The organism is Micromonospora sp. LZ37 (assembly GCF_059359015.1).
Genome location: NZ_JCADBL010000006.1, coordinates 63,668 through 87,674, shown reverse-complemented (window position 1 = coordinate 87,674; position 24,007 = coordinate 63,668). Strand labels below are relative to the sequence as shown.

At 71.7% G+C, this 24,007-nt stretch carries 25 protein-coding genes; 14 read left to right on the top strand and 11 right to left on the bottom strand.

Going from position 1 to position 24,007, the window contains the following annotated elements; genetic code table 11:
* Positions 1–31: 31 nt before the first annotated feature.
* Both AC5L3Z_RS14655 and AC5L3Z_RS14650 read right to left on the bottom strand, forming a co-directional pair.
* Positions 32–1,471 carry a GuaB1 family IMP dehydrogenase-related protein gene (locus AC5L3Z_RS14655; RefSeq protein ID WP_494842323.1) on the bottom strand — a complete coding sequence of 480 codons (1,440 nt, stop codon included), beginning with the start codon at positions 1,469–1,471 and terminating at the stop codon, positions 32–34.
* A 212-nt stretch (positions 1,472–1,683) separates the two neighbouring features.
* A complete protein-coding gene (locus tag AC5L3Z_RS14650; protein ID WP_494842321.1) occupies positions 1,684–3,435 on the bottom strand; it encodes an acetyl/propionyl/methylcrotonyl-CoA carboxylase subunit alpha in 1,752 nt (583 codons plus the stop codon).
* A 143-nt stretch (positions 3,436–3,578) separates the two neighbouring features.
* Here AC5L3Z_RS14650 and AC5L3Z_RS14645 point away from each other — a divergent pair, with 143 nt between their 5' ends.
* The 5 genes from AC5L3Z_RS14645 to AC5L3Z_RS14625 all read left to right on the top strand — a co-directional run bounded on the left by AC5L3Z_RS14645 (position 3,579) and on the right by AC5L3Z_RS14625 (position 7,913).
* Positions 3,579–4,190: a PadR family transcriptional regulator gene (locus AC5L3Z_RS14645; protein WP_494842715.1), complete on the top strand. Its 612-nt coding sequence runs from the start codon at positions 3,579–3,581 to the stop codon at positions 4,188–4,190.
* 125 nt (positions 4,191–4,315) lie between these two features.
* Complete coding sequence (locus tag AC5L3Z_RS14640) at positions 4,316–5,275, top strand: ATP-binding cassette domain-containing protein (RefSeq protein ID WP_334523487.1); 960 nt, start codon at positions 4,316–4,318, stop codon at positions 5,273–5,275.
* An 18-nt stretch (positions 5,276–5,293) separates the two neighbouring features.
* Positions 5,294–6,049 (top strand): ABC transporter permease, encoded by a 756-nt coding sequence (locus AC5L3Z_RS14635; protein WP_494842319.1) that lies wholly within the window; start codon positions 5,294–5,296, stop codon positions 6,047–6,049.
* A 104-nt stretch (positions 6,050–6,153) separates the two neighbouring features.
* Entirely contained in the window at positions 6,154–7,467 is a 1,314-nt protein-coding gene (locus tag AC5L3Z_RS14630) for an MFS transporter (protein ID WP_494842317.1), read from the top strand.
* Between the two features lie 77 nt (positions 7,468–7,544).
* Positions 7,545–7,913 (top strand): hypothetical protein, encoded by a 369-nt coding sequence (locus AC5L3Z_RS14625; RefSeq protein WP_494842315.1) that lies wholly within the window; start codon positions 7,545–7,547, stop codon positions 7,911–7,913.
* 60 nt (positions 7,914–7,973) lie between these two features.
* Here the strand turns inward: AC5L3Z_RS14625 and AC5L3Z_RS14620 are convergent, their stop codons facing one another.
* The 3 genes from AC5L3Z_RS14620 to AC5L3Z_RS14610 form a co-directional block, all read right to left on the bottom strand.
* On the bottom strand, positions 7,974–8,627 hold the full coding sequence (locus AC5L3Z_RS14620; RefSeq protein WP_494842313.1) for an O-methyltransferase: 654 nt from the start codon (positions 8,625–8,627) through the stop codon (positions 7,974–7,976).
* Positions 8,628–8,636: 9 nt separating this feature from the next.
* Positions 8,637–9,293: a Maf family protein gene (locus tag AC5L3Z_RS14615; RefSeq protein ID WP_494842311.1), complete on the bottom strand. Its 657-nt coding sequence runs from the start codon at positions 9,291–9,293 to the stop codon at positions 8,637–8,639.
* A 151-nt stretch (positions 9,294–9,444) separates the two neighbouring features.
* A complete protein-coding gene (locus AC5L3Z_RS14610; protein ID WP_494842713.1) occupies positions 9,445–10,542 on the bottom strand; it encodes a S8 family serine peptidase in 1,098 nt (365 codons plus the stop codon).
* A 936-nt stretch (positions 10,543–11,478) separates the two neighbouring features.
* On the opposite strand from AC5L3Z_RS14610, the gene AC5L3Z_RS14605 reads away from it, so the two are divergent.
* Positions 11,479–11,691, top strand: a complete 213-nt coding sequence (locus tag AC5L3Z_RS14605; RefSeq protein WP_494842309.1) for a hypothetical protein — start codon at positions 11,479–11,481, stop codon at positions 11,689–11,691.
* A gap of 292 nt (positions 11,692–11,983) precedes the next feature.
* Here the strand turns inward: AC5L3Z_RS14605 and AC5L3Z_RS14600 are convergent, their stop codons facing one another.
* Together AC5L3Z_RS14600 and AC5L3Z_RS14595 are read right to left on the bottom strand one after the other, a co-directional pair.
* On the bottom strand, positions 11,984–12,436 hold the full coding sequence (locus AC5L3Z_RS14600) for a hypothetical protein (RefSeq protein WP_494842307.1): 453 nt from the start codon (positions 12,434–12,436) through the stop codon (positions 11,984–11,986).
* A 115-nt stretch (positions 12,437–12,551) separates the two neighbouring features.
* On the bottom strand, positions 12,552–12,764 hold the full coding sequence (locus tag AC5L3Z_RS14595) for an acyl-CoA carboxylase subunit epsilon (RefSeq protein ID WP_494842305.1): 213 nt from the start codon (positions 12,762–12,764) through the stop codon (positions 12,552–12,554).
* A 91-nt stretch (positions 12,765–12,855) separates the two neighbouring features.
* Here AC5L3Z_RS14595 and AC5L3Z_RS14590 point away from each other — a divergent pair, with 91 nt between their 5' ends.
* Complete coding sequence (locus AC5L3Z_RS14590) at positions 12,856–14,754, top strand: serine/threonine-protein kinase (protein ID WP_494842303.1); 1,899 nt, start codon at positions 12,856–12,858, stop codon at positions 14,752–14,754.
* A gap of 89 nt (positions 14,755–14,843) precedes the next feature.
* Positions 14,844–15,074, top strand: coding sequence for a hypothetical protein (locus tag AC5L3Z_RS14585; protein WP_494842301.1), 231 nt, complete (start codon positions 14,844–14,846; stop codon positions 15,072–15,074).
* 86 nt (positions 15,075–15,160) lie between these two features.
* Here the strand turns inward: AC5L3Z_RS14585 and AC5L3Z_RS14580 are convergent, their stop codons facing one another.
* The gene (locus tag AC5L3Z_RS14580) at positions 15,161–15,913 is read right to left on the bottom strand and encodes a GH25 family lysozyme (protein WP_494842299.1); all 753 of its coding nucleotides are present in this window, start codon (positions 15,911–15,913) and stop codon (positions 15,161–15,163) included.
* Between the two features lie 124 nt (positions 15,914–16,037).
* Positions 16,038–16,589, bottom strand: a complete 552-nt coding sequence (locus tag AC5L3Z_RS14575) for a Uma2 family endonuclease (protein ID WP_494842297.1) — start codon at positions 16,587–16,589, stop codon at positions 16,038–16,040.
* 100 nt (positions 16,590–16,689) lie between these two features.
* Here AC5L3Z_RS14575 and AC5L3Z_RS14570 point away from each other — a divergent pair, with 100 nt between their 5' ends.
* From AC5L3Z_RS14570 to AC5L3Z_RS14555, 4 genes are all read left to right on the top strand, one after another.
* Positions 16,690–17,433, top strand: coding sequence for a M50 family metallopeptidase (locus AC5L3Z_RS14570; RefSeq protein ID WP_494842295.1), 744 nt, complete (start codon positions 16,690–16,692; stop codon positions 17,431–17,433).
* Between the two features lie 76 nt (positions 17,434–17,509).
* Positions 17,510–18,514: a ketopantoate reductase family protein gene (locus tag AC5L3Z_RS14565; protein WP_494842293.1), complete on the top strand. Its 1,005-nt coding sequence runs from the start codon at positions 17,510–17,512 to the stop codon at positions 18,512–18,514.
* 62 nt (positions 18,515–18,576) lie between these two features.
* A complete protein-coding gene (locus AC5L3Z_RS14560; protein ID WP_494842291.1) occupies positions 18,577–19,068 on the top strand; it encodes a SigE family RNA polymerase sigma factor in 492 nt (163 codons plus the stop codon).
* Positions 19,068–19,922: a hypothetical protein gene (locus AC5L3Z_RS14555; RefSeq protein ID WP_494842290.1), complete on the top strand. Its 855-nt coding sequence runs from the start codon at positions 19,068–19,070 to the stop codon at positions 19,920–19,922. The genes AC5L3Z_RS14560 and AC5L3Z_RS14555 overlap by 1 nt, the downstream gene beginning before the upstream one ends.
* Positions 19,923–20,012: 90 nt before the next feature.
* Here the strand turns inward: AC5L3Z_RS14555 and AC5L3Z_RS14550 are convergent, their stop codons facing one another.
* Positions 20,013–21,596 carry an acyl-CoA carboxylase subunit beta gene (locus tag AC5L3Z_RS14550; RefSeq protein ID WP_494842288.1) on the bottom strand — a complete coding sequence of 528 codons (1,584 nt, stop codon included), beginning with the start codon at positions 21,594–21,596 and terminating at the stop codon, positions 20,013–20,015.
* 83 nt (positions 21,597–21,679) lie between these two features.
* Between AC5L3Z_RS14550 and AC5L3Z_RS14545 the strand changes: the two genes are divergently transcribed.
* Both AC5L3Z_RS14545 and AC5L3Z_RS14540 read left to right on the top strand, forming a co-directional pair.
* Positions 21,680–22,555: a biotin--[acetyl-CoA-carboxylase] ligase gene (locus AC5L3Z_RS14545; protein ID WP_494842287.1), complete on the top strand. Its 876-nt coding sequence runs from the start codon at positions 21,680–21,682 to the stop codon at positions 22,553–22,555.
* A gap of 106 nt (positions 22,556–22,661) precedes the next feature.
* Positions 22,662–23,234, top strand: coding sequence for a PH domain-containing protein (locus AC5L3Z_RS14540; protein ID WP_494842286.1), 573 nt, complete (start codon positions 22,662–22,664; stop codon positions 23,232–23,234).
* A 44-nt stretch (positions 23,235–23,278) separates the two neighbouring features.
* On the opposite strand, the gene AC5L3Z_RS14535 is transcribed toward AC5L3Z_RS14540, so the two are convergent.
* On the bottom strand, positions 23,279–24,004 hold the full coding sequence (locus AC5L3Z_RS14535) for a GtrA family protein (protein WP_494842284.1): 726 nt from the start codon (positions 24,002–24,004) through the stop codon (positions 23,279–23,281).
* Positions 24,005–24,007 lie beyond the last annotated feature (3 nt).

Below are 24,007 nucleotides of genomic sequence, written 5' to 3'. Positions count from 1 at the left end.
GCCGGCCGGGTCACGCCGCCGGTCGCTTCGGTCACCAGCTGGTGGGCAGGGGCATCCCCTCGGTGTAGCCGGCGGCGCTCTGCACGCCGACCAGGGCCCGCTCGTGGAACTCGTCCAGGTTGCGCGCGCCCGCGTAGGTGAAGGCGCTGCGCACCCCGGAGATGATCTCGTCGATCAGGTCCTCGACGCCGGGGCGGGTCGGGTCCAGGTACATCCGGGCCGAGGAGATGCCCTCCTCGAAGATCGCCTTCCGGGCCCGGTCGAACGCGCTGTCCTCGGCGGTACGCGCGCTGACCGCCCGCGCCGAGGCCATGCCGAAGCTCTCCTTGTAGCGCCGGCCGTCCGGCTCGGTGTAGAGGTCACCGGGGGACTCGTAGGTGCCGGCGAACCAGGAGCCGATCATCACGTTCGACGCCCCGGCCGCCAGCGCCAGCGCCACGTCACGCGGGTGCCGCACGCCGCCGTCGGCCCAGACGTGCCGCCCCAGCTCCCGGGCCGCGGCCGAGCAGTCCAGCACCGCGGAGAACTGCGGCCGCCCGACCCCGGTCATCATCCGGGTGGTGCACATCGCGCCCGGTCCGACTCCGACCTTGACGATGTCCGCGCCCGCCGCCACCAGGTCGCGTACCCCCTCGGCGGTGACCACGTTGCCGGCCGCCACCGGGACGCCCGGGTCGAGCTTGCGGACCGCCCGCAGCGCGGAGATCATCCGCTCCTGGTGGCCGTGCGCGGTGTCCACCACCAGGGTGTCCACCCCGGCGGCCAGCAGCGCCTCGGCCTTGCCGGTCACGTCGCCGTTGATGCCCACGGCGGCGGCGACCCGCAACCGGCCCCGGTCGTCCAGGGCCGGCTTGTAGAGGGTGGCGCGCAGCGCGCCCTGCCTGGTCAGCACCCCGACCAGGCGGCCGTCCGCGTCCACCACCGGGGCCAGCCGGCGGCGGCCCGCGGAGAGCCGGTCGAAACCGGTACGCGGATCCGCGTCCGCCGACACGGTGTGCAGCTCGGTCGACATCACGTGCCGGAGCTGGGCGAACCGGTCCACCCCGACCGTGTCCGCCTCGGTGACCACCCCGACCGGGCGACCCGCGTCGTCGACCACGATCACCGCGCCGTGCGACCGCTTCGGCAGCAGGTGGATCGCGTCGCCGACGGTGTCGGTCGGGCCGAGCGTGATCGGGGTGTCGTGCACCAGGTGCCGCTGCTTGACCCAGGCGACCACGTTGGCCACCACCTCGATCGGGATGTCCTGCGGGATGACCGCGATCGCGCCGCGCCGGGCGACGGTCTCGGCCATCCGCCGGCCGGACACCGCCGTCATGTTGGAGACCACCAGCGGGATGGTGGTGCCCGTACCGTCGCCGGTGGCCAAGTCGACGTCGAGTCGCGAGCCCACCTCGGAGCGGGCCGGCGCCATGAAGACGTCGTTGTAGGTCAGGTCGTGCGCGGGGACCGCGCCATGAAGGAACCGCACCCGGCAATCATTCCTGCTCCCGGCCCACTCCGCCGTCGCTGGTGGCCCAAACCACCCCGCCCCGGCCCGCCGAGCCGTCCGCGGCGGCGTGGACGGGGCGTTCGGTGGGCACCCGGCGAAGGACCTGCCGAAGGGGCAGGAACGGGACTCGGAGGCAGGTCCCTCGTGCTGCCGTCCTCCCCGGCGGGCCGGGGAGGACGGGGCGACCGGGGTCAGGCGATGGTGCAGATCGCCGCGCCGGCGGTGATCACCGCGCCGACCTCGGCGGACAGCCCGCTGACCGTACCGGCCTTGTGGGCGTGCAGCGGCTGCTCCATCTTCATCGCCTCCAGCACCACCACCAGGTCGCCCTCGGCGACGGTGTCCCCGTCGGCGACCGCGATCTTCACGAGGGTGCCCTGCATGGGGGAGGTGAGCGCGTCACCGCTGACCGCCGCGCCGGCCTTGGCGCCGCCACCCCGGCGGCCCGGCTTCTTCGCGGCGGGCGCGGCGGTGGCCGTACCCGCGCCGAGACCGGCCGGCAAGGTCACCTCCAGCCGCTTGCCACCCACCTCGACCACGACGGTCTCGCGCTCCGCCGGCGCCTCGGCGGCGCCGGCGGCGGCGGTGAACGCCGGCACGGTGTTGTCGAACTCGGTCTCGATCCACCGGGTGTGCACGGTGAACGGCTCGGCGGTGAACGCCTCGTCCCGCACCACGAGCCGGTGGAACGGCAGCGCCGTGGCCATGCCCTCGACGACCATCTCGTCCAGCGCGCGGCGGGCCCGCTCGATCGCCTCGGCGCGCGTCTCGCCGGTGATGATCACCTTGGCCAGCAGCGAGTCGAAGTTGCCGCCGATCACGTCGCCGGCCGAGATGCCGGTGTCGACCCGGACGCCCGGGCCGGTGGGCAGCCGCAGCGCGGTGACGGTGCCCGGGGCGGGCAGGAAGTTGCGGCCCGGGTCCTCGCCGTTGATCCGGAACTCGATGGAGTGCCCGCGCGGGGTGGGATCCTCGGCCAGCCGCAGCTTCTCGCCGTCGGCGATCCGGAACTGCTCGCGGACCAGGTCGATGCCGGCGGTCTCCTCGGTGACCGGGTGCTCGACCTGGAGCCGGGTGTTGACCTCCAGGAAGGAGATGGTGCCGTCGACGCCGACCAGGTACTCGACGGTGCCGGCGCCGTGGTAGCCGGCCTCCCGGCAGATCGCCTTGGCGCTGTCGTGGATCTGGGCGCGCTGCGCCTCGGTGAGGAACGGCGCCGGGGCCTCCTCGACCAGCTTCTGGTGCCGGCGCTGGAGCGAGCAGTCCCGGGTGCCGACCACGACCACGTTGCCGTGCTGGTCGGCGAGGACCTGCGCCTCGACGTGGCGGGGCTTGTCCAGGTACCGCTCGACGAAGCACTCGCCCCGGCCGAACGCGGCGACCGCCTCGCGGGTGGCCGACTCGAACAGGTGCGGGATCTCCTCCATGGTGCGGGCCACCTTGAGCCCGCGCCCGCCACCGCCGAAGGCGGCCTTGATGGCGACCGGCAGGCCGTGGTCGACCGCGAACGCGATCACCTCGTCGGGGCTGCCGACCGGGTCGGGGGTGCCGGGGACCAGGGGAGCGCCGGCGCGCTGGGCGATGTGCCGCGCGGTCACCTTGTCGCCCAGGTCGCGGATGGCCTGCGGGGTGGGGCCGATCCAGGTCAGCCCGGCGTCGATGACGGCCTGGGCGAAGTCGGCGTTCTCGGAGAGGAAGCCGTAGCCGGGGTGGACGGCGTCCGCGCCGGCCTTGCCGGCGATGTCGATCAGCTTGTCGATGCGCAGGTAGCTCTCCGCCGCCGTGTCGCCGCCGAGGGCGTACGCCTCGTCGGCGAGGGTGGCGTGCAGGGCGTCCCGGTCCGAGTCCGCGTAGACGGCGACGCTGCCCAGGCCGGCGTCGCGGCAGGCGCGGATGACGCGGACGGCGATCTCTCCGCGGTTGGCGATGAGTACCTTGCGCACCTTGTGGCTCCTCCCGGGGTCGTTGACCGGGAGTGTATCGGCCACTCTGATCGCCCTAACGATCGCTCAGTGTGGGATGTGGCACTGCCGCGCCGACCTTAGTCAAGTTTGGCTATTACGCTTGTCCGGTGTCTGCGACTCGGATGATGATTCTCGGCCTGGTGCGCTGGATGCAGCCGGTGCACGGCTACGACGTGCGCCGCGAGCTGCTCAGCTGGAACGCCGACAGGTGGGCCAACGTGCAGCCCGGCTCGATCTACCACGGGTTGCGCAAGCTGGCCGACGAGGGCCTGCTGCGGGCGGTCGCCACCGAGCAGGTCGGCGCCCGGCCGGCGCGGACCAGCTACGAGGTCACGCCGAAGGGTGAGGACGAGTTCGAGACTCTGCTGCGCGGACACTGGTGGCAGCTGCACGAGACGCCGGACCCCTTCGTGGCGGCCTTCTCCTTCCTGCCCGCCCTGCCCCGCGAGGAGGCGGCGGCCGCCCTGCGCAACCGGGCCAACCTGCTCCGGGCCGGCGTCGAGACGATGCGGGCCTCGGTGGACTCGGACTGGATGCGCGAGACCAAGCCGGTGCACGTGGCCTGGATGTTCGAGCTCTGGGCGGTCCGCGCAGAGGCGGAGATTGGCTGGTGCGAGCGGATCGCTGAGCGAATCGAGTCCGGGGTGTCGTACCTGCCTGCTGGACTGGTCGGGGCGGAGGGTTGGTCGGGCTTTCCGGACGGTAAGCCGGCCAGCCGACCCGACGCGCAATAATCAACGTTGACCATAAGAGCTATATCGCGTTAGCCTGCTCGCGGCACAACGGGGGAGCACGCCGTCCGGCGTCGCCCCAGGGGGCAGACGGCCGGCGCGTCCGGCCCGGACGACCAGGAGTAGAAATGATCGAGACCAGAGGGCTGCGGAAGTCGTTCCGCTCCCGCCAGGGTCGGGAGACGAAGACGGTCGACGCCGTGCGCGGGGTCGACCTCGACGTCGCCGAGGGGGAGATCTTCGGGTTCCTCGGCCCCAACGGCGCCGGCAAGACCACCACCCTGCGGATGCTCGCCACGCTGATCGAGCCGGACGGCGGCGAGGCCAGCATCGCCGGCGCCGACCTGCGCAAGGACCCGGCCGAGGTGCGCCGGCGGATCGGCTACGTACCCCAGGGCGGCAGCACCTGGGACGAGTCCACCGCCCGCGAGGAGCTGGTCCTGCACGCCCGGATGTACGGCATCGGCAAGGCCGACGCCCACCGCCGGGCCGCCCGCGCGCTGGACGCCTTCCAGCTCACCGAGTACGCCGACCGCAAGTGCAAGACGTACTCCGGCGGGCAGCGGCGGCGGGTGGAGATCGCCCTCGGCATCATCCACGAGCCGAAGGTCGTCTTCCTCGACGAGCCGACCACCGGCCTCGACCCGCAGAGCCGCGCGCACATGTGGGACGAGATCCGGCGGCTGCGCACCGAGGGGATGACCGTCTTCATCACCACGCACTACCTGGACGAGGCCGACGCGCTCTGCGACCGGATCGCGATCATGGACAACGGCGAGGTGGTCGCCGAGGGCACCCCGACCGCGCTGAAGCGGGAGATCTCCGGCGACGTCGTGCTGGTCGGCCTGGACCTCGCCGCCACCCCGCAGGCCGCCAAGCTGCTCGACGGCGAGGAGTACGTCAACAAGCTGGAGACCGTCGACGAGGGCGGCCTGCGCCTCTACGTCGACGAGGGCGCCACCGTCATCCCGCAGCTCCTTCGCCGGCTCGACCAGGGCGGCATCGACCTGCGCTCGATCGAGCTGCACCGACCCAGCCTCGACGACGTCTTCCTCACCAAGACCGGCCGCTCGCTGCGCGAGTCCTGAGATTACGGAGAGAACCTCATGAAACTCGCCCGCGACACCTGGCTGATCTTCGAGCGCCAGCTCCAGCTACTGCTGCGCAACCCGGTCTGGGTCTTCGTCGGTGTCTTCCAGCCGGTGATGTACCTGCTGCTCTTCGCCCCGCTGCTCAAGCCGGCCCTGAACGCGCCCACCCAGGCCGCCGCCTACAAGATCTTCGTACCGGGCCTGCTGGTGCTGCTGGCCATCTTCGGTGGGCTGTTCCAGGGCTTCGGCCTGATCGCCGAGCTGCGCGCCGGGGTCATCGAACGGTCCCGGGTCACCCCGGTCAGCCGGCTCGCCCTGCTGCTCGGCCGCTCCCTGCGGGACGTGGTCTCGCTGATCGCCCAGGCCATCATCATCACGCTGCTGGCGCTCCTGTTCGACCTGCGCGTCTTCATCGGCGACCTGCTCCTGGCGTACCTGATGCTCGCCCTGATCGCGCTGATGACCTCGGCCGTCTCGTACGGCGTCGCGCTCAAGGTCAAGAGCGAGGACGCGCTCGCTCCGCTGATGAACACCGTTGCCCAGCCGGTGCTCCTGCTCTCCGGCATCCTGCTGCCGCTCACCTTCGCCCCGGGATGGTTGCAGGGCGTCGCGAACTGGAACCCGTTCTCCTGGGCGGTGGACGGCACCCGGGCCCTCTTCGCCGGTGACCTCGGCGACGACAAGGTCTGGCAGGGCCTCACCATCACCGCGGTGCTCGCCGCCGCCGGCGTGTTCTGGGCCGCCCGCCAGTTCGCCCGCAGCGTCCGGTGAGGAGGGGGCCCCAGCCTGAGCGGGGGGCCCACTGACACAGCCCCGGCGAGAGTTGCCTCTCACCGGAGGCGAGGCACCGGTCCGACGCTTGTAGCGTAAGGCCGGTGCCCCGCCTCACCCATGACAGGATCACCTGGCTGACCTACGCCCAGCTGGGGCTGTGGGGCTTCTTCCTCTACGGGTTCGGCCCGGTCGTACCGCTGCTCCGCGACGAGCAGGGCACCAGCGCCGCCGTCGCCGGCCTGCACAGCACCGCCATCGCCGTCGGCGCCATCCTCGGCGGCGCGCTCTTCGCGCCACTCGCCCGCCTCATCGGCCGCGGCCCGGCGATCTGGGCCGGCCTGGCCGGGGTCGCCGCCGGTGTCACCGCGTTCGGCCTGCTCCGCCCGCTGCCGGCCACCCTCGCCACGGTCGCCGTCATCGCGACCGGCGGCATGATGGTGATCAGTGGCGTGGCCGTCGTCCTCACCGCCCGGCACGGCGCCGCCGCGCCGGCCGCCCTCACCGAGGCCAACGCCGTCGGCGCCGGCATGGGCATCCTCGCCCCGCTGGTGATCGGCGTCAGCGTCGACGCGGGCCTCGGCTGGCGACCGGTGATGGCCGTCGAGGTCGGGCTGATCGCGCTGGTCGCGCTCGCCGCCCGCGTCTTCCGCGTACGCCTGCCGGACGCCGCCGCCCCGGCCGCCGGTCGAATCGAGGTGCCCCTCGCGCCCTCGGCGGAGCCGGGCAGCGTCACCGGGGCGGCGGTCACTCCCGGCCGGGTCGGGCCGACCCCGTCGACCTCGGTCCAGCCCGGCGGCGTGGGCGGACCGGCCGCGGCGGGCCGGTTGCCGCGGGCGTACTGGATCGCCTGGCTGCTGATGGCGATGACCGGTTCGATCGAGGTCTGCCTGTCGCTGTGGACTGCCGACGTGCTGCGCTCGCACGCCGGGATGACCGCCGCCGCCGCGTCGGCCGCGGTCGCCGCCATCGTCTGCGGGATGTTCCTCGGCCGGCTGATCGGCGGCCGGATCGCCCTGCGCTGGCCGCCCGTGCCGCTGCTGCTCGGCGCGCTCGCCCTCTCCCTGGCCGGGTTCTCGATCTTCTGGCTGGCGTCGGTCGGCTGGCTCGCCGTCACCGGGCTGGTGGTGCTGGGACTGGGCAACGCGCTGCACTACCCCCTGGCGATCTCGATCGCGCTGAACGTCGCCGGAGCGGCCGCCGACAAGGCGGCCGGCTGGTCGTCGTACTCGATGGGGGTGGGTTTCGGGATCGCGCCGGTGGCGCTGGGCGCGGTGGCCGACGGGGTCGGACCCCACCTGGCCTTCCTGGCGCTGCCCGGCTTCATCGCGGCGGCCGTGCTGCTCACCGTGCGACTCGGCCGCGCGCTGCGGACGGCACCCGCGCCGGACGACCGCCCGGCTCCCGTCGCCGTCTGACCGGCCCCCGGGGCCCAGGCAGGCCGGCGATCGACGATGGTCGCTCGCGTGTCCGGCCCCTTGTTAATGTCGAAATTGTGGATCATTCCGCGCAGCGGATCGTCGCCGACCTCCGTCAACACGGGCTTTCCCTTCACGAGGTCGGTGCCGGCTGGTTCGCGGTCGATTCGCGTTCCGGGGCGCCCGAGGCGTTTCTCCATCTTGTGGACGACGATGTCGAGCGATATCTCCGCGGAATGAGCGCGGAGGACGTCGACGGGGTCTTCGGGCCCGACGTGACTCTGGCCGAGGGGCGCTACCGCCTGGCTCTGATCCATCTGGAGGCGCACCTGGACAGCTACCACGGTGGTATCCGCTATGTGGTTGTCGACGGCGAGGAGATCCGCGCGTTCGACACGCGTCCTCTGCCCAGCCTGCCGGCGGGCGACTACCACTGGACCGCCTGAACACGACTCATCGCTGGATCGGACGCCGCCGGCATCGGCGCCTCGGGGTGGATCTGGGCGTCAACGCACCCGAGCCAGGGTCACGCCGTCGGCGATCGGCAGCATCACCGCGTCGACACGCACGTCGGCGAGAACCTCGTCGTTGAACGCGGCGATCGCCCGATCGTCGGCGTTCTGCGGGGCGATCACCCGACCACCGCGCAGTGTGTTGTCCACCGCGATCACCGCCCCCGGCCGCATCCGCGGAACCAGCTCGTCCCAGTAGATCGGATAACCGGTCTTGTCGGCGTCGATGAACGCGAAGTCCAGGTGGCGCTCCAGGGGCAGCTCGCGCAGCCCGTCGGCGGCCGGCCCGATGCGCAGGTCGATCCGGTCGGCGACCCCCGCCCGCGCCCAGTACCGCCGGGCGATGCCGGTGTACTCCTCGGAGATGTCGAAGCAGGTCAGGCGTCCCTCGTCGGGCAGCCCACGGGCGATGGCCAGCGCGGAGAGCCCGGTGAAGGTGCCCACCTCCACCGCCTGCCGTACGTTCAGCAGCCGGGTGAGGAAGGTCAGGAACGCGGCCTGCTCCGGTGCCACCTGCATCGTGGCCTGGTCGGGTAGGACCTTCATCGTCTCCTCGGCCAGGTCACGCATGATCTCGTCCGGCGGTGATCCGTGCGCGACCAGATAGGCGTGCAGTTCCGGCGTCAGCGGCGGTGACTTCGGGCTCATGACCGGACGCTAGCCGAGATGCTCGACTTCCTGGCCCCCCGGCGCGACCTTCGTCCACAGATCGGTGATGTTCAGCTCCAACTCGCCCAGCAGACGACGCAGCAACGGCAGGCTCAACCCCACCACCGTCCCCGGGTCACCCTCGATGCCGGTGAGGAACGCCCCGCCCAACCCGTCGATGGTGAACGCGCCCGCCACCGCCAACGGCTCACCCGTGGCCACGTAGGCGGCGATCTCCTCGTCACTGATGTCGGCGAAGTGCACGGTGGTCGAGGCCACCGCCTCCGCCCGGGCCTCGTGAACGACGTCGACCAGGCAGTGCCCGGTGTGCAGCACCCCGCTGCGCCCCCGCATCCGCCGCCAGCGCTCCGTCGCATCGGCGGCGTCCGCCGGCTTGCCCAGGATCTCCCCGTCGAAGGCGAGCACCGAATCGCAGCCGAGGACCAGGGTCCGCTCGTCCGGGGTGGCGCGGAGCCGGTCGAGCACCGCCAGCGCCTTCAACCTCGCCAACTCCAGGCAGAGATCCTCGGCCCGGTCGGCGACCACCTGGGACTCGTCGACGCCGCTCACCAGCACGTCGGGTTCGATACCGGCGGCCTGGAGGAGCTTGCGGCGGGCGGGGCTCTGACTGGCGAGGACGAGGCGCAAGGGCAGGGAGTTCGACACGCCTTCGACGCTACCGGCTGGCGTGCAGGCCGGGCGCACGACCAGCCGACCGGCACGGTCTGGAACGGACGCTACTGCTCGTACAAGGCCGGGGAGCCGCGCGAAGGGGCGCCCAGTACGCCTCGTTGGTTGATGGACCAAGACGAGTCAATCAACGGCTTATCCGTGGCGGGGGATCATTCATCCGTCGACGTCGCCTGACTAGTACGTACGCCCCGCCAGCCACCACAATCACACCGAGCGTCGCGAGACCGCGGGCTGCCGCGCCATCTCCATTGCCCGCAGAGGCCGGCGGTGCGGCCGTAACAGTCGCGTTACCGCCGCCGCCAGGCCCGCTTCCAGGCGCCGATTCAAAGCCGAGCGGGGGTACGTCGGCAGTGAGAGCAGCTACTAGGTCGATGACTCCATAGCCATATTCGTCGTCATGGCCGGGCGGGCCCTTGTCTACAGCGGTGGCGGTGAGCCGGTGTGCGACCTCTTCCACAGGTAGGTAGGGGTAGCTAGCCCGGATCAACGCTGCGGCTCCCGCCACGATGGCGGCTGCGCTGGACGTCCCAGTGCCCTTTGAGTAGCCGCCGTTGTGGTTCGTGCTATAGATCTCAACTGCAGGGGCAACCACATCGATTTCTGATCCAGTTACAGAGACACGGGCATGCTGGCCGCTTGCATCTGTCCCACCGACAGCGATTACGCCTGGCTCTGAGGCGGGATAGCCGACGCGGACGTCATCCGGCCGATTGCCCGCAGCGGCTACGACGATTATTTCTGCGTCAAGCGCCGCTCTTACTGATCGTTGGAGACGAACGCTTGCGCCGGCTACCGCAGAGATGCTGATTACGTCGGCACCCTTCGCTACAGCCCACTCAATACCAGCTGCAAGATCTTCGGTGCTTCCCTCGCCTCCCGTTGGCTTCACGCGGATCGGCAAGATCTTCGCCTTGGGTGCTATGCCAAGTGCCCCTGCTCTCGCTGTCTGGCCATGGGCAGCGATTAGCCCGGCCATCAGTGTGCCATGGCCAGAGTTGTCCTGACATCCGTCTCCCTCGCTGCCCGCTATGGTGCTGGTTCCACTCAGGAGATTACTGGAAAGATCAGGATGTGGCTCGACTCCGGTATCGGGAACCGCAACGGTGATTCCTGCGCCTTGGGTGACTCGGTGAGCCTCGGTCGCCTTGAGGTAGCGCAGGTGCCACTGTGCATCGCGTACCTGGGTGCGCGCGTGAAATTTCGCCGCGCCATGGGCAGGGATCGCCGGTGTCGTACTCGCCGCCGAGATAACCAAAGCGCTGAGGGCGGCGGCGACGAAACGTCTCCTCACCGATTGAAGCCGATGGCTGGCCCGGGATCGATAGGGCCATCGTCGTCTGGCGGCCGAACTACCGGGTTAACGCCCTCCTCAGTCTCCCAGGGATGGTCGGGGTCCCAGCGGCGCGTCTCGCCGTCCTCCAGTTCACGGCGACCAGGTCTGCCGGACGGCCCTATCCCAGGGGCGCCGCCAATCGGTGGCATGCCATGTACTGGGCCAAAATGACCTGCTCTGCCGGTGCCGGGACGGGAACCCGCCGCGCCAGTTGGTGCGGTTCCAGCACTACCACCCCCGATCAGTCCGCCAACAGGATTGACCCGGCGAGGGGAATTGGCGCCAGATCCAGGCTGACCCAGCCCCATGCCAGGCACCCCGCCAATTAGGCCCCCTGGTGGCATCGGGCGAGGTGGCTGAGTGACATGTGACGACCCGCTCGTGCCGCCTCCAAGGCGCCCAAGCTGGTTGGGTGACCCGGGGAGTCTCGCGCTGCCGCCTGAGTTGGTCGATCCCGAGGTCGAGGGAAGGGGCGGTGGAAGGCTGATCCCTGTGCCTGGCGGATTCGGGTGAAGGGGTGGGGTGACACCTGTAATGCCAGGATTGGCCGCTGCCGGCGCCAGCGCGGCTCCCGCACCACCAAGTACCGGCCCGACGGCGGGTGCGGTTGGCGTTGGCACCGGCTTCACTCGACGCGATGGTTCGTTCGATCCCGACGAAGGAGTTGGTGACGCTATCGGCACCGGCACAATCGGAGGGATGGCCGGGCTTGGCGTTGGGCCGCCCGGTGACTCCTGCTGATCGGGCTGTCGACTCGTTGTCGGTTTTGGCGGGGGTTGGCGCAGCATGACCTGTGCCTGTTGTAGCTCTCCGCTGAGCCCGAACATGATCCCCCGGGCCCGTACGTTCAACTGCTCCAGCTCCGCCTCGGTCACCGGCGGTGTCACGACCCGGCTGCCCGCGACCGCCTTCGGGTCGGCGGCCGTCGCCTCGTACCCCTGCTTCTGCTGGAGCTTGGTCGCGTACTCCTCGTACACCCGCTTCAGCTCGGGCCGGGCGCTGTCGATGGCGCGGGTGGCCGCGGAGAGCGCGTCGTAGTTCGCGGCGGCGGCGTCGTGGGTGCGCTGCACCCGGTCGATCAGCTCGTCCAGTTCGCCGACGTAGGCCTGCGCGGCGCTGTTGGTCTGCGGCGGCCAGGCTTCGGCCAGGCCGCGTCGGTACTGCCGGAGCCGGTCCAGGTGGGTCTGGGCGAGGTCGCAGACCTTCTGCCAGCCCTGGACCTGCTTCCAGTGCCCCCTGGTGTCGTGGTCCTGGAGACACGCCCACATGCTGAGGACGTCCATCAGCTGCCAGTCGGTGAGGCCGGACGTGCGGCCGCTGCCCCTCTCGATCACGGCAGCACCACCGGCCCGCCGTCCGGGCCGGTCGGGTCACGGAACACCGGTTGCCGGCCGGGCAGGGCCGCGTACGGGTCGGCGAGGGCCTGGCGTACGTCGGCCACGCGGGCGGACGAGAAGGCGTCGGCGCCCTCGTACCGTTGGGCGATGGTGCCGGCGGCGCTGGCCAGCCGGCCGGTCGCCTGACCCAGCGCGTGGACCATGTCGCTGGTGGCCTGCTGGTTCTCCCAGTGCGCGTGGAGGAACTGCACCAGCTCGACGAAGGCGTCGCACGGGTTCGGGACGGCCGCCGTCATGTCGTCGACGATGTAGCGCAGGTGGGGTGCGTAGTTCCGTTCGACCTCGGCCTGGAGCCGGTCGGCGAACTCCCGCATCTGGCGGATGTCGGCCTCGATGCCGCCGTAGTCGCCCAGCCAGGAAACTGGGCGGTCCTCCTCGGGGATCATCGACCCTCCCTACCGTCACGGCGCCGTTTCCCTGAGTGAGGTTAATGGCTGTGACGCGATCTCGGCAGCCCCGACGATTTATCCCCAGCTCAGCCGGTCCGTACGCCGGGAAGGGTCAGCGGGGGAGGCCGGAGGCGCGCCACGCGCCGGGCCCGGCGGCGGGCGTCGCGGCGGCCGGTCGGGCGCTGCGGGCCCAGGCGGAGGTCCGCACCGACGCGGGCGCGGCGACCGGACGGGACCGGGCGACGATCGCGCCCACCAGCGCGGCCAGTTCATCGGCGGTGGGGACACCTCGGACGACCCGGAACAGCGGCTCTTCGGCAGACATGGCGCCAGCGTACGCGTCGGGAGCTTGACCTTTCCCGCACAGTGGCGTGCCGGCGGTGTGACCATTGTCGGCGCCGGGTACCGTCTCACCGATGTCCAACGCGCTTCCCCAACTCGTCGCTGACCGGTACCGGCTCATCTCGCCGCTCGGTCAGGGCGGCATGGGCCGCGTCTGGAAGGCACGCGACGAGGTGCTGCACCGGGACGTGGCGATCAAGGAGCTGGTCCCGCCCCCCAGTCTCACCGACGACGAGCGTCGGGAGATGCGGGAACGTTCGTTGCGGGAGGCCCGGGCCATCGCCCGGCTCAACCACGTCAACGTGGTCCGCATCTTCGACGTGCTGCGCACCGACGGCGACCCGTGGATCGTCATGGAGTACGTCGCGTCGAAGTCCCTCCAGGACACCCTCGCCGAGGACGGTCCGGTGTCGCCGGCCAAGGCGGTGGAGATCGGGCTGGGTGTGCTCGGCGCGTTGAAGGCGGCGCACAAGGCCGGCGTGATGCACCGCGACATCAAGCCGGGCAACGTGCTGCTCGGCACCGACGGCCGGGTGGTGTTGACCGATTTTGGTCTGGCGACCATCCCCGGCGACCCGAACGTGACCCGCACCGGCATGGTGCTCGGTTCCCCCGCGTACATCGCGCCGGAGCGGGCGAAGGACGGCACCGCGGGCCCGGAGGCCGACCTCTGGTCGCTGGGCGCGACGCTCTACGCGGCGGTGGAGGGCAAGTCCCCGTACGCCCGGCCGTCGGCGATCGCCACGCTGGCCGCGTTGGCCACCGAGCCGTTGCCGCCGCCGAAGAACGCCGGGCCGCTCAAGCCGGTCCTCAACGGACTGCTCCGCAAGGACCCGAAGGACCGGATCACCGCCGAGGTGGCCGAGCGCCTGCTGCGCCGGGCCGGCGGCAAGCGCGCCAAGGGCATTTCGCTGCTCGACGGCGTACGCCGGCCGGGGCCGAACGGTCCGCGCGAGCCGCGACCGCCGGTGGTGCCGGCGCCGCGACCGGCCGAAGAACTCGCCGAGCCGAAGGTGCCGGCGCCGCGCGCCGAGCAGGCCGCGGCGGGGGCCGCCGCCGCTGCGGCCACCGACGACGCGACCGCGAAGGTGCCGGCGAGCGCTGACACCGCACCCCCCGCTGAGGTCGACCCGCCGTCGGCGGACGCCGAGCCGACCAGCAAGGTCGAGCCGCCGAAGCCGAGCAACCCCACGTCCGTCATGCCGGCCCCGGTGAGCCCGCCGGCCGCGCCGGCCGAGCCCGTCACCGGTTCGGTGTACGACGGGACGAAGCGTGACCACAAGCGGCGCAACGTGCTGATCGGCGCCCTGGTGGCGGTGCTGCTGGTCGGCCTGGCGGTGCTCGTGCCGCTGCTGACCAGCGGCGGCGACCCGAAGGACGACGACACCCCGCGGGCCGGCTCGGGCAGCTCCGCGGCGCCCTCGACGGCCGCCCCCACCACGGCGCCGGCCGCGCCGGCACCCGCGCCGAGCAGCGCCGCGCCGCCCACCCCGACGCCCTCGGCGAGCCCGTCCACCAACCCGAACGCCCTGCCGGCCGGCTGGACCCTGCACAGGGGGCCGACCTTCTCCGTGCCGCTGCCGCCGGGCTGGCGCGGTGGGCAGATCAACTCGAACACGGCGGTCTTCCGGCAGGACAACGGGGTCGGCGAGATGCTGATCCAGTGGACCAACAGCCCTCTGCGGGACGCGGTCGCCGACTGGAAGGACAAGGAACCGGATCGCAGGAGCCGGGTCAACAACTACCAGCTGGTGGGCTCCATCAAGAGCTGCGACTGGTACCGGACCTGCGCCGACTGGGAGTGGTTGGAGACCCGGGACAACACCCGGATCCACGTACGCAACCGGGGCTTCGCGACCGCCACCAACCGGGGTTACGCGATCCGGTGGGAGGTGGCGGCGAAGGACTGGCAGGCCAACCTCGCCAACTTCGACCAGGTCGTCAAGGGCTTCCAGCCCGACCGGGTGAACTGACCCACGGGATTCGCGCGGGTGCGAAGTTGATTCGCATGACCTTCCGTCGTAGGGGGTAACTGTCCTTCGACGACGGAAGGAGGCACGACATGGGTTACCGACGCAAGGACGCTCGTCCCCGGCTCGCGCTGTGGATGCTGGTCGCGCTCGGCGACGTCGCTCTGCTGCTGGTCAGTGCCGGGATGCCGGTGCTGGTCGCGCTGCTCACCGTCGTGACGGTCACCGCCGCCGGAGTCGCCGCCTGGCGCCTCGCCCGGCGGGGCGCACTGGCCGGCGAGGACGCCGTGCCGGTGCCCGTGACCGCGCGACGCAGGGCCTGATCCGACGCAGGACGACGGCGGCAGCCGGACCGGTCATCGACCTACGGTGACCGATCCCGCTGCCGCCGACCTCTGTCCGGCGCCGGTCAGGTGTTGTTGGCCAGCGCGATCAGCCGGGTCCGGTCGCCGTTCCAGTAGTTGCGGTCGACGCCGCCGCTGATCCCCGGGACGCTGCCGCTGTCGGTGTACTGCCAGAAGCTCCAGAACGGCGCCCCGGCGGGCAGGGTGCCGGGGCTGCTCGACCAGCGGGCCACCCAGAGCGGGTGGTTGGCCCACGGGCCGGTCCAGCTGCCGGTGCACTGGTTCCAGAAGCTGGTGGTGGTGTAGATGACCGCGTACCGGCCGGTGCGGGACCGGTAGGTGTTCAGGAAGTCCTGCACCCAGTTGCGCATGCCGGTGGTGCTCAGTCCGTAGCAGTAGCCGCCGCTGTACGGGTTCGCCTCCAGGTCCAGCGCGGCGGGGAGGGTACGGCTGTCCGCCGACCACGCGCCGCCGTTCGAGGCGAGGTAGTTGGCCTGGGTGGCGCCGGAGGAGATGTTCGGCCGGGCGAAGTGGTACGCGCCCCGGATCACCCCGGCGTTGTAGGAGTTGACGTAGTTGGCGTTGAAGTTCGGGTCCTTGTAGCTCGTACCCTCGGTGGCCTTGATGAAGGCGAACTGGATGCCGGCGTTGCGGACGCTGGTCCAGTTGATGGTGCCCTGGTAGCGCGACACGTCGATGCCGGGGACGGTGGCCGCGGCCGCCGGTCCGGCGGTGGCGACGAGGGCCGCCGCCGCGGTGGCGACGACGGTGAGGCCGGCGGCGAGCAGCCGGCGCAGCGAGAACCTGGTACGGGTCATGGATGCCTCCACAGGACGCCGATCGATTGACGCCAATCTTTGGAGGTAACTGCCTCAACGCGCAAGAGTCGTAGAGGAAATTTTCATCAGAGGCGATCGATGGCGGTCTGGTCGGCTGGATTGGTCAGCGCAGCGAGGCCGGGTCGAGCTGCCAGCGGAACGGGTCGGTGATGGTCAGCGTCTCGCCGGCCTTCGCCACCTGGTCCTCGACGTAGTGCGCGCCGTCGAGCCGGTACAGCCGCAGCGAGTGGGCTTCCCCGTCCTGCTCCATCAGCAGGTACCACGGGATCCGGGCGATCGCGTAGAGCTGCATCTTGGTCAGGCGGTCGGCAGCGGCGTTGCCCGGCGAGACGATCTCACCGACGAGGACCACCTGCTCGGGCTCCAGCACGGTGCCCTCGTCGTCAGCGTCGGTGATGACGAGGTCCGGAATGACGATCCGGTCAACGCCGAGACGAACGTTGACGGCGTCGAAGACCGAGAGACCATGGCCCTCGGCCGCCGCCTCCGCACTGTTCGCGAGGCGGCGGGACACCCGCTGGTGCCGCCTGCTGGGAGCAGGGCTCGCGATCAGGCTCCCGTCGAGCAACTCGATCCGGTTCGGGGTCTCGCCCATGGCGAAGTAGTCGGCCTCCGTCCAGAGGCCGACGTGAGGCTCCAGGGGTGCCGCACTCACCGGCGTTCACCTCCCGCTCCGATCGCCACCCGGTCAGTCTCACCCGATACGAGATCACGACCTTCGAACGACACGACCGAGGCAGGTAGGCTCCCCGCCCATGGTGTCGATCGACGGCCTCGGTGGCCTCTGGGACAAGCTCCTCAGCGCGCAGCCCGACCCGCCGCCCCTGCTCGTCCTGCTCACCGCCGTCGTCGCGCTGGCGGTGGTCGCCACCCGGCTGCCCTGGCGAATCGCCCGCAACGCGGTGACCATCGCCCACGAGGGCGGGCACGCCCTGGTGGCGCTGCTCACCGGGCGTCGGCTGCACGGCATCCGACTGCACTCGGACACCTCCGGCCTGACCCTCTCCGCCGGCCGCCCCAGCGGCCCGGGCATGATCCTCACCCTGCTCGCCGGCTACGTCGCGCCCTCGCTGGTCGGCCTGGCCGGCGCCTGGCTGCTCGGCGGCAACCGGATCACCCTGCTGCTCTGGGTCGCGGTGGCGCTGCTGCTCGCCATGCTGGTACTGATCCGCAACGTCTTCGGCGTGCTGTCCCTGCTGGTCACCGGCGGCGTGGTGCTCGCCGTCTCCTGGTACGCCTCGCCGCAGGTGCAGGCCGCCTTCGCCTGGACCGGCGTGTGGTTCCTGCTGCTCGGTGGCGTACGCCCGGTCTTCGAGTTGCAGCGGCTGCGCAGCCGGGGCCGGATGCCGGAGTCCGACGCCGACCAGCTCGCCCACCTGACACCCTTCCCGGCGTTCTTCTGGGTGACCGTCTTCGGCCTGGTCAACCTGGCCGCCCTCGTCGTCGGCGCCGCCCTGCTCGCCGGCCCGATCCTCACCGACGCCGGCCTCACCGGCTGACCTCCGAGCGCCCTGCTGACCGGCGTCGGCGGCGCCGCCCCACCCAGTGCCGGCTCGTCCGCCTCGCGGTGTCGGAGTGAACGGGCAGAATGACCGGGTGCACTACGTGATCATCGGGGCGGGCGCGGTCGGCGGCACCATCGGCGTACGGCTGGGCGAGGCCGGCCACGACGTGACGCTGGTGGCCCGCGGCGCGCACCTGGACGCGATCCGGCGGGACGGGTTGACCCTGCGTACCCCGGACGGCACGGTGACCTGGCGCGGCCCGGCCGTCGACGGGCCCGGGGAGCGGCCGTTGCCGGCCGACACCGTGCTGGTGCTCACCGTCAAGTCGCAGGACACCCCGGCCGCCCTGGCCGCCTGGGCGGACGCCCCGGTGGACGGTGGCGGTACGGCCGCCGAACGCCTGCCGCTGTTCACCGCGCAGAACGGGGTGGCCAACGAGCCCGCGGCGCTACGGCTCTTCGACCGGGTGCACCCGGTCTGCGTCTGGCTGCCCGCCACTCACCTGGAGCCGGGCGTGGTCGTCGCCAACGGACACCCGCATCCGGGGATGCTGCACCTGGGTCGCTGTCCGTCCGGATCGGACGACGTGGATCGCGCGGTGGCCGCCGACCTCACCGGCGCCGGCTTCGTCGCCCCGGTCCGGGACGACGTCATGCGGTGGAAGTACGGCAAGCTCCTGGCCAACCTCGGCAACGGCCTTCAGGCCCTGCTCGGCGCGAACGTCCCCGACGAGCTGGCGAAGCGGGTCCGGGCCGAGGGTGAGCACGCGCTCGCCGCCGCCGGGATCGCGCACACCACCCGGGAAGAGGAGGCGACCGAACGGGGCGACCGGGTGGGCACCAGCCCCGTCGACGGACAGCCGCGCAGCGGCAGCTCCACCTGGCAGAGCCTGGCCCGGGGCGCCGGCTCCACCGAGGCCGACCACCTCAACGGCGAGATCGCCCTGCTCGGCCGGCGGTACGGGGTGCCGACGCCGGTCAACTCCGCCGTGCAGCGGGCGGTCCGGCGGGCCGTGCGGGAACGGATCCCGGCCGGCGCGTTCCCGGCGGAGGAGTTGACGAAAATGGTCGGCTGAGCCGGCAACCCGGCGTCCCGCGGCGTGCGTGTCACCTGCGACCACCACGGGGGAGGTAGCGGGTGCCGGACGTCGACGGGTTCGACGATTTCTACCGGGGCAGCCGACAACGGCTGCTCGGCTTCGTCTACGTTTTGACCGGCGACCTCGCCGAGGCGCAGGACGCCGTGCAGGAGGCGTACATCCGGGCCTGGCAGCGCTGGTCGACCGTCGGCGGGTACGACGACCCCGAGGCGTGGGTCCGGGTGGTGGCCGGCCGGATCGCGGTCAGCCGCTGGCGCAGCCTGCGCAGCCGGGCGAAGGCGTACCTGCGGCACGGGGCGGAACCGAGCGTGCCCGGTCCCGGCACCGACACCCTCGAGGTGGTCGCCGCACTGCGCCGGCTGCCCGAGGAGCAGCGCGTCGCGCTCGCCCTGTACTACCTGCTCGGCATGCCGGTGGCGGAGGTGGCCCGGGAGACCGAGGCACCCGTCGGCACCGTCAAGGCCCGACTTTCCCGGGGGCGCACCGCGCTCGCCGGCCTGCTCGCCGTCTCTGACCTGGAGGAGGCCTGATGTCCGAGCACCTGAGCTTCGACCGGCTGCACCGGGAGCTGAGCGGGGTCCGCTGGGCCGAACCGGCCGAGCTGCGCGCCCGCGCCCGCCGGCGCAGTCGGCGTACGGCGGCGCTGGCGGCGGCGGTCGTGCTGGTCGTGGTCTCGGGCTCCACCGCCGTGGCGGCCGGACGGACCGGAAAGCCGGTGGCGGCCGGCGCGCGGCCGGCGGCCAGCCCGAGCCGGGCGGACATACCGCTGGAGGCCCTGGTGTCCGTGGCCGACCTGCCCGAGCGGGCCGACCCGCCGCTCACCGAATCGGGGATCGGTGAACCGGTCCGCGTCGACGACATGCTGATGGTGTGCCTGAAGGAGAAGGGGATCGCCGCCGAGTGGGCGGTCTCCCGGTACTCCCGCTCGCAGACGGTGCTGCGCAGCCGGCAGGTGGGCGACCCGACGGGGGAGCCGCTGCTGCGTCAGGACCTCTACCGCGTGCGGCCGGAGGCGGCCGGTGAGGTCCTCGACGACCTCGACCGGCTCGTGGCCCGCTGCGGGCAGTGGCAGAGCACCGGGCTCGCGAAGTGGGGTGGGCGGGACGAGCTGCTCACGTCGACCCACCGTTGGACGGTGGTGGCGCGGGACTTCGCCGGCGACCAGGCGGTGCTGCTGCGGCACACCGCGTCGCCGTCCCGGGAGGTGATGACCTCGGCGGTGCCGGACGAGCAGGTGACGAAGCCGGTCAACCGGGCCGTCGTCCGCTCCGGCGACCTGGTCACGGTCCTCACGCCCGCCCGTGGTGGCACCGATGCCGAGCTTCGCGACCTCGCCGAGACCGCCGCGCGCCGCATGTGCGCCGCCGCCAACCCGTCCTGCTGACGGCTGCCCCGTCGGCTCGTCGGCACCGGTGCGGCGGACGAGGTGTCGGCAGGGAGCCCCGGTCAGGACCGGGGGCTCCCTGCCGGGTCGCTACAGCGGGATGTTGCCGTGCTTCTTCGGCGGCAGGGTCTCCCGCTTGGTACGCAGCACCCGCAGCGCCCGGACGATCTGGGCCCGGGTCTCGTGCGGCGGGATCACCGAGTCGACGTAGCCCCGCTCGGCGGCGATGTACGGGTTGGCCAGGGTGTCCTCGTACTCGGCGATCTTCTCGGCCCGGACGGCGGCCGGGTCCTCGGCGTTGGCCAGGTCGGAGCGGTAGAGGATGTTCACCGCGCCCTGGGCGCCCATCACCGCGATCTGCGCGGTCGGCCAGGCGAAGTTGAGGTCCGCGCCGAGGTGCTTGGAGCCCATCACGTCGTACGCGCCGCCGTAGGCCTTGCGGGTGATGACGGTGACCTTCGGGACGGTCGCCTCCGCGTACGCGTAGATCAGCTTCGCGCCACGGCGGATGATGCCGTCCCACTCCTGCCCGGTGCCGGGGAGGAAGCCGGGAACGTCCACGAAGGTCAGCACCGGGATGTTGAACGCGTCGCAGGTCCGCACGAAGCGAGCCGCCTTCTCGCTGGCGGCGATGTCCAGGGTGCCGGCGAAGTGCATCGGCTGGTTGGCGACCACACCCACCGGCCGGCCCTCGACCCGGCCGTAGCCGATCAGCAGGTTCTGCGCGTAGAGCGGCTGCACCTCGAGGAACTCGCCGTCGTCGAGGACGTGCTCGATCACCCGGTGCATGTCGTACGGCTGGTTGGCCGAGTCGGGGATCAGCGTGTCCAGCTCCCGGTCCTCCGCGGAGATGTCAAGGTCGGCCGGGGCCTCGTACACGACCGGCTCGTCGAGGTTGTTCGACGGCAGGTACGACAGCAGCGCCTTGACGTACTCGATCGCATCGGACTCGTCGCTGGCGAGGTAGTGCGCGTTGCCGCTGCGCGAGTTGTGGGTGCGGGCGCCGCCCAGCTCCTCCATCGCCACGTCCTCGCCGGTGACCGTCTTGATGACGTCCGGGCCGGTGATGAACATGTGCGAGGTCTGGTCGACCATGACGGTGAAGTCGGTGACCGCCGGGGAGTAGACCGCGCCGCCCGCGCACGGCCCCATGATCAGCGAGATCTGCGGGATGACCCCGCTGGCCCGGACGTTGCGGAAGAAGATCTCGCCGTAGAGGCCGAGCGAGGCGACGCCCTCCTGGATCCGGGCGCCGCCGGAGTCGTTGATGCCGATCACCGGGCAGCCGATCTTCATGGCCAGGTCCATCACCTTGACGATCTTCTCGCCGAAGACCTCGCCGAGGGAGCCGCCGAAGACGGTGAAGTCCTGCGCGAAGACGCACACCTGCCGGCCGTCCACGGTGCCGTAGCCGGTCACCACGCCGTCGCCGTACGGCCGGTTCTTCTCCAGCCCGAAGGCCGTCGACCGGTGCCGGGCCAACTCGTCCAGTTCGACGAAGGAGCCCTCGTCGAGCAGGAGCTCGATCCGCTCCCGGGCGGTCTTCTTGCCCCTCGCGTGCTGCTTCTCCACCGCGCGCGCCGACCCGGCGTGCACGGCCTCGTCGACCCGTCGCTCCAGGTCCGCCAGCTTGCCCGCGGTGCTGTGGATGTTGATCCCGGTCTCGGTAGTCACCCAGGGAATATAACGATGGTTCAGGACGACGCCGCTGTGCAGTACGCCTCAGTACCCTCCGTCGCCGCCCGTAGGCTGGCGGGATGCCGGGCTCGCCGTACACCGATCTGGACCGACCGCCGCTGTCGGCGGCGCGGCTGTCCCGCGCGCTGACCGGGCCGGACGGGCCGTGGCGGCGGCTGGACCTGCGGGTCGAGACCGGTTCGACCAACGCCGACGCCGCCGCCGCGGCCCGCGCCGGTGAGCCGGAGGGCCTGGTGGTGGTCGCCGAACGGCAGACCGCCGGCCGCGGCCGGCGCGGCCGGGTCTGGCAGTCGCCGGCCCGCGCGGGCATCGCGACCAGCGTCCTGCTGCGGCCCGGCGAGGCCGTCGCCGAGCGCCGCTGGCAGCCGGCCCCACCGGCCGGGTACGGCTGGCTGCCGCTGCTCGCCGGGGTCGCGCTGGTGGAGACGGTGACCCGGCTGGCCGAGCTGGACGCCGGGCTGAAATGGCCCAACGACCTGCTGGTCGGCGACGCCAAGTGCGCCGGCATCCTGGCCGAGGCGGTGCCCGGCGCGTCCCCGGCGCAGCCGCCCGCGATCGTCCTCGGCGTCGGCCTCAACGTCACCCTCCGCGCCCACGAACTGCCGGAGAACCCGACCGGCCTGCCCGCCACCAGCCTGCAACTGGCCGGTGCGGCGGCCACCGACCGGGATCCGCTGCTGCGCGCCCTGCTCCGCTCCCTCGCCGACTGGTACGACCGCTGGCGCACCGCCGGCGGCGACGCGGTCGCCAGCGGCCTGCGCGACGCCTACCTGGCCGGCTGCGTCACAGTGGGCCGGCAGGTGCGGGTGCTGCTCCCCGACGGCGGCGAGCTGACCGGCCTCGCCACCGGCGTGGACCCCGACGGCCGCCTGCTGGTCGACACCCCCACCGGCGAGCGCCCCGTCGCCGCCGGCGACATCCTCCACCTGCGCTGACCGCCTCCGCCCCCGCCGACGCGGGGGATCGCCCCGTGCGGCTGATCCGTCCGGGCGCGACGACCGGTTACGGTCTGCGCGTCCGATTCAGGCGATGGAGGTTCCTGTGGCGTTTCCCGAAGACGTGCTCACCGAGGACGAGCACGTCGTCCTGCACCTGCACCCGCACTGGAAGGCGCTGCTGCGGCCGCTCCTGGTCCTGGCCCTCGGCGTCGCCGCGCTGGTGGTGGGCTGGATGCTGCTGCCCGACGGTGACGGCGGCACCATCGCGCTCTACGTGATCGCCGCGCTGGTCCTGGTCCTGGTGCTCTGGCTGGCGCTCTGGCCGTTCCTGGTCTGGCGCAGCACGCACTACCTGTTCACCGACGAGCGGGTGCTGCTCCAGCAGGGTGTGCTCTCCCGGGACCGGCGGGACATCCCGCTGACCCGGATCAACGACCACGCGATGAACCAGCGCTTCATCGAACGGCTGCTCGGCTGCGGCACGCTGACCATCGAGTCGGCCGGTGAGCGCGGTCAGTCCGTGCTGCGTGACGTGCCCGGCGTCGGCACCGTCCAGACCAAGCTGTACGAGCTGGTCGAGGCCCACCACGACAAGCACTCGCTCGGTGACGGCGAGATGCGTGAGATCCTCGCCGACATGCGGGACGGCAAGCCGCTGCGGGATCCGGGCGTCTGAGGCCGGGGCGCGCGCGGGGTCGCAGCCGGCCCCGCGCCCGCCCGTCAGGGGCGGGGCGAGCGCCGGCTGGCGGCGTGGAGCTCGGCGGCCAGTTCCGCGTCGAGTTCGGCGTCGAGGTCGTCGCCGACCGACCGGCTCAGGGCCGCGTCCAGCGGGGCGGGGCGGGACGAGGCCTGCTTGAAGATCGTCTCGCCGGCGCCTCGGCGCTGCTCGGTCCGCTCCTGCGCCTCCTCCAGCTCGCTGACCGACTCGGCCAGCTCGGCCACCGGGTCCAGCTCGGCCATGGTGTCCCACTCGTCCCGCTCGATGGTGTGCCAGGTCTCCTCGGCGTGCTTGGGGACCGGCTGGAAGACGAACGTGCGGTAGGACCAGAAGCGGAAGAGGGTGGCCAGCAGGACACCGCCGGTCTTGGCCACGTTGAGCGCGATCAGACTGTTCACCCCGAGGCCGTACTTGGCCGCGGCGAGCACGCCCAGTTCGATGAGGAGGCCGGCCCCGTTGAACAGGAAGAACAGGGCGTATTCGCGCCGCAACGCTGATTTCGGGCGATCCCGGTACGTCCAGTGCCGATTCATCAGATACGACGTGATCGTCGCGACGATGGTCGCGATGACGGTCGCCTTCAGCTGACCGTTGACAAAAACGGTGAGTGCAAGGAGATTGAACACCGCGTAATTGATGACGGTGTTGACCCCACCGACGATGCCGAATTTGAGCGCCTCGTGGATGAACTTCTGCCAGCGCTCGGGCAGCAGACGGACAAGACGCATGCG

What these genes read in the sequence shown, in the direction of transcription:
- AC5L3Z_RS14555 (WP_494842290.1), top strand. Translation starts at nt 19,068, where the DNA reads ATGTCCGAGCACCTGAGCTTCGACCGGCTGCACCGGGAGCTGAGCGGG.
- AC5L3Z_RS14620 (WP_494842313.1), bottom strand. Translation starts at nt 8,627, where the DNA reads ATGAGCCCGAAGTCACCGCCGCTGACGCCGGAACTGCACGCCTATCTG.
- AC5L3Z_RS14600 (WP_494842307.1), bottom strand. Translation starts at nt 12,436, where the DNA reads ATGATCCCCGAGGAGGACCGCCCAGTTTCCTGGCTGGGCGACTACGGC.
- AC5L3Z_RS14580 (WP_494842299.1), bottom strand. Translation starts at nt 15,913, where the DNA reads ATGACCCGTACCAGGTTCTCGCTGCGCCGGCTGCTCGCCGCCGGCCTC.
- AC5L3Z_RS14535 (WP_494842284.1), bottom strand. Translation starts at nt 24,004, where the DNA reads ATGCGTCTTGTCCGTCTGCTGCCCGAGCGCTGGCAGAAGTTCATCCAC.
- AC5L3Z_RS14545 (WP_494842287.1), top strand. Translation starts at nt 21,680, where the DNA reads ATGCCGGGCTCGCCGTACACCGATCTGGACCGACCGCCGCTGTCGGCG.
- AC5L3Z_RS14605 (WP_494842309.1), top strand. Translation starts at nt 11,479, where the DNA reads ATGATCCCCCGGGCCCGTACGTTCAACTGCTCCAGCTCCGCCTCGGTC.
- AC5L3Z_RS14590 (WP_494842303.1), top strand. Translation starts at nt 12,856, where the DNA reads ATGTCCAACGCGCTTCCCCAACTCGTCGCTGACCGGTACCGGCTCATC.
- AC5L3Z_RS14645 (WP_494842715.1), top strand. Translation starts at nt 3,579, where the DNA reads ATGATGATTCTCGGCCTGGTGCGCTGGATGCAGCCGGTGCACGGCTAC.
- AC5L3Z_RS14585 (WP_494842301.1), top strand. Translation starts at nt 14,844, where the DNA reads ATGGGTTACCGACGCAAGGACGCTCGTCCCCGGCTCGCGCTGTGGATG.
- AC5L3Z_RS14595 (WP_494842305.1), bottom strand. Translation starts at nt 12,764, where the DNA reads ATGTCTGCCGAAGAGCCGCTGTTCCGGGTCGTCCGAGGTGTCCCCACC.
- AC5L3Z_RS14640 (WP_334523487.1), top strand. Translation starts at nt 4,316, where the DNA reads ATGATCGAGACCAGAGGGCTGCGGAAGTCGTTCCGCTCCCGCCAGGGT.
- AC5L3Z_RS14635 (WP_494842319.1), top strand. Translation starts at nt 5,294, where the DNA reads ATGAAACTCGCCCGCGACACCTGGCTGATCTTCGAGCGCCAGCTCCAG.
- AC5L3Z_RS14570 (WP_494842295.1), top strand. Translation starts at nt 16,690, where the DNA reads ATGGTGTCGATCGACGGCCTCGGTGGCCTCTGGGACAAGCTCCTCAGC.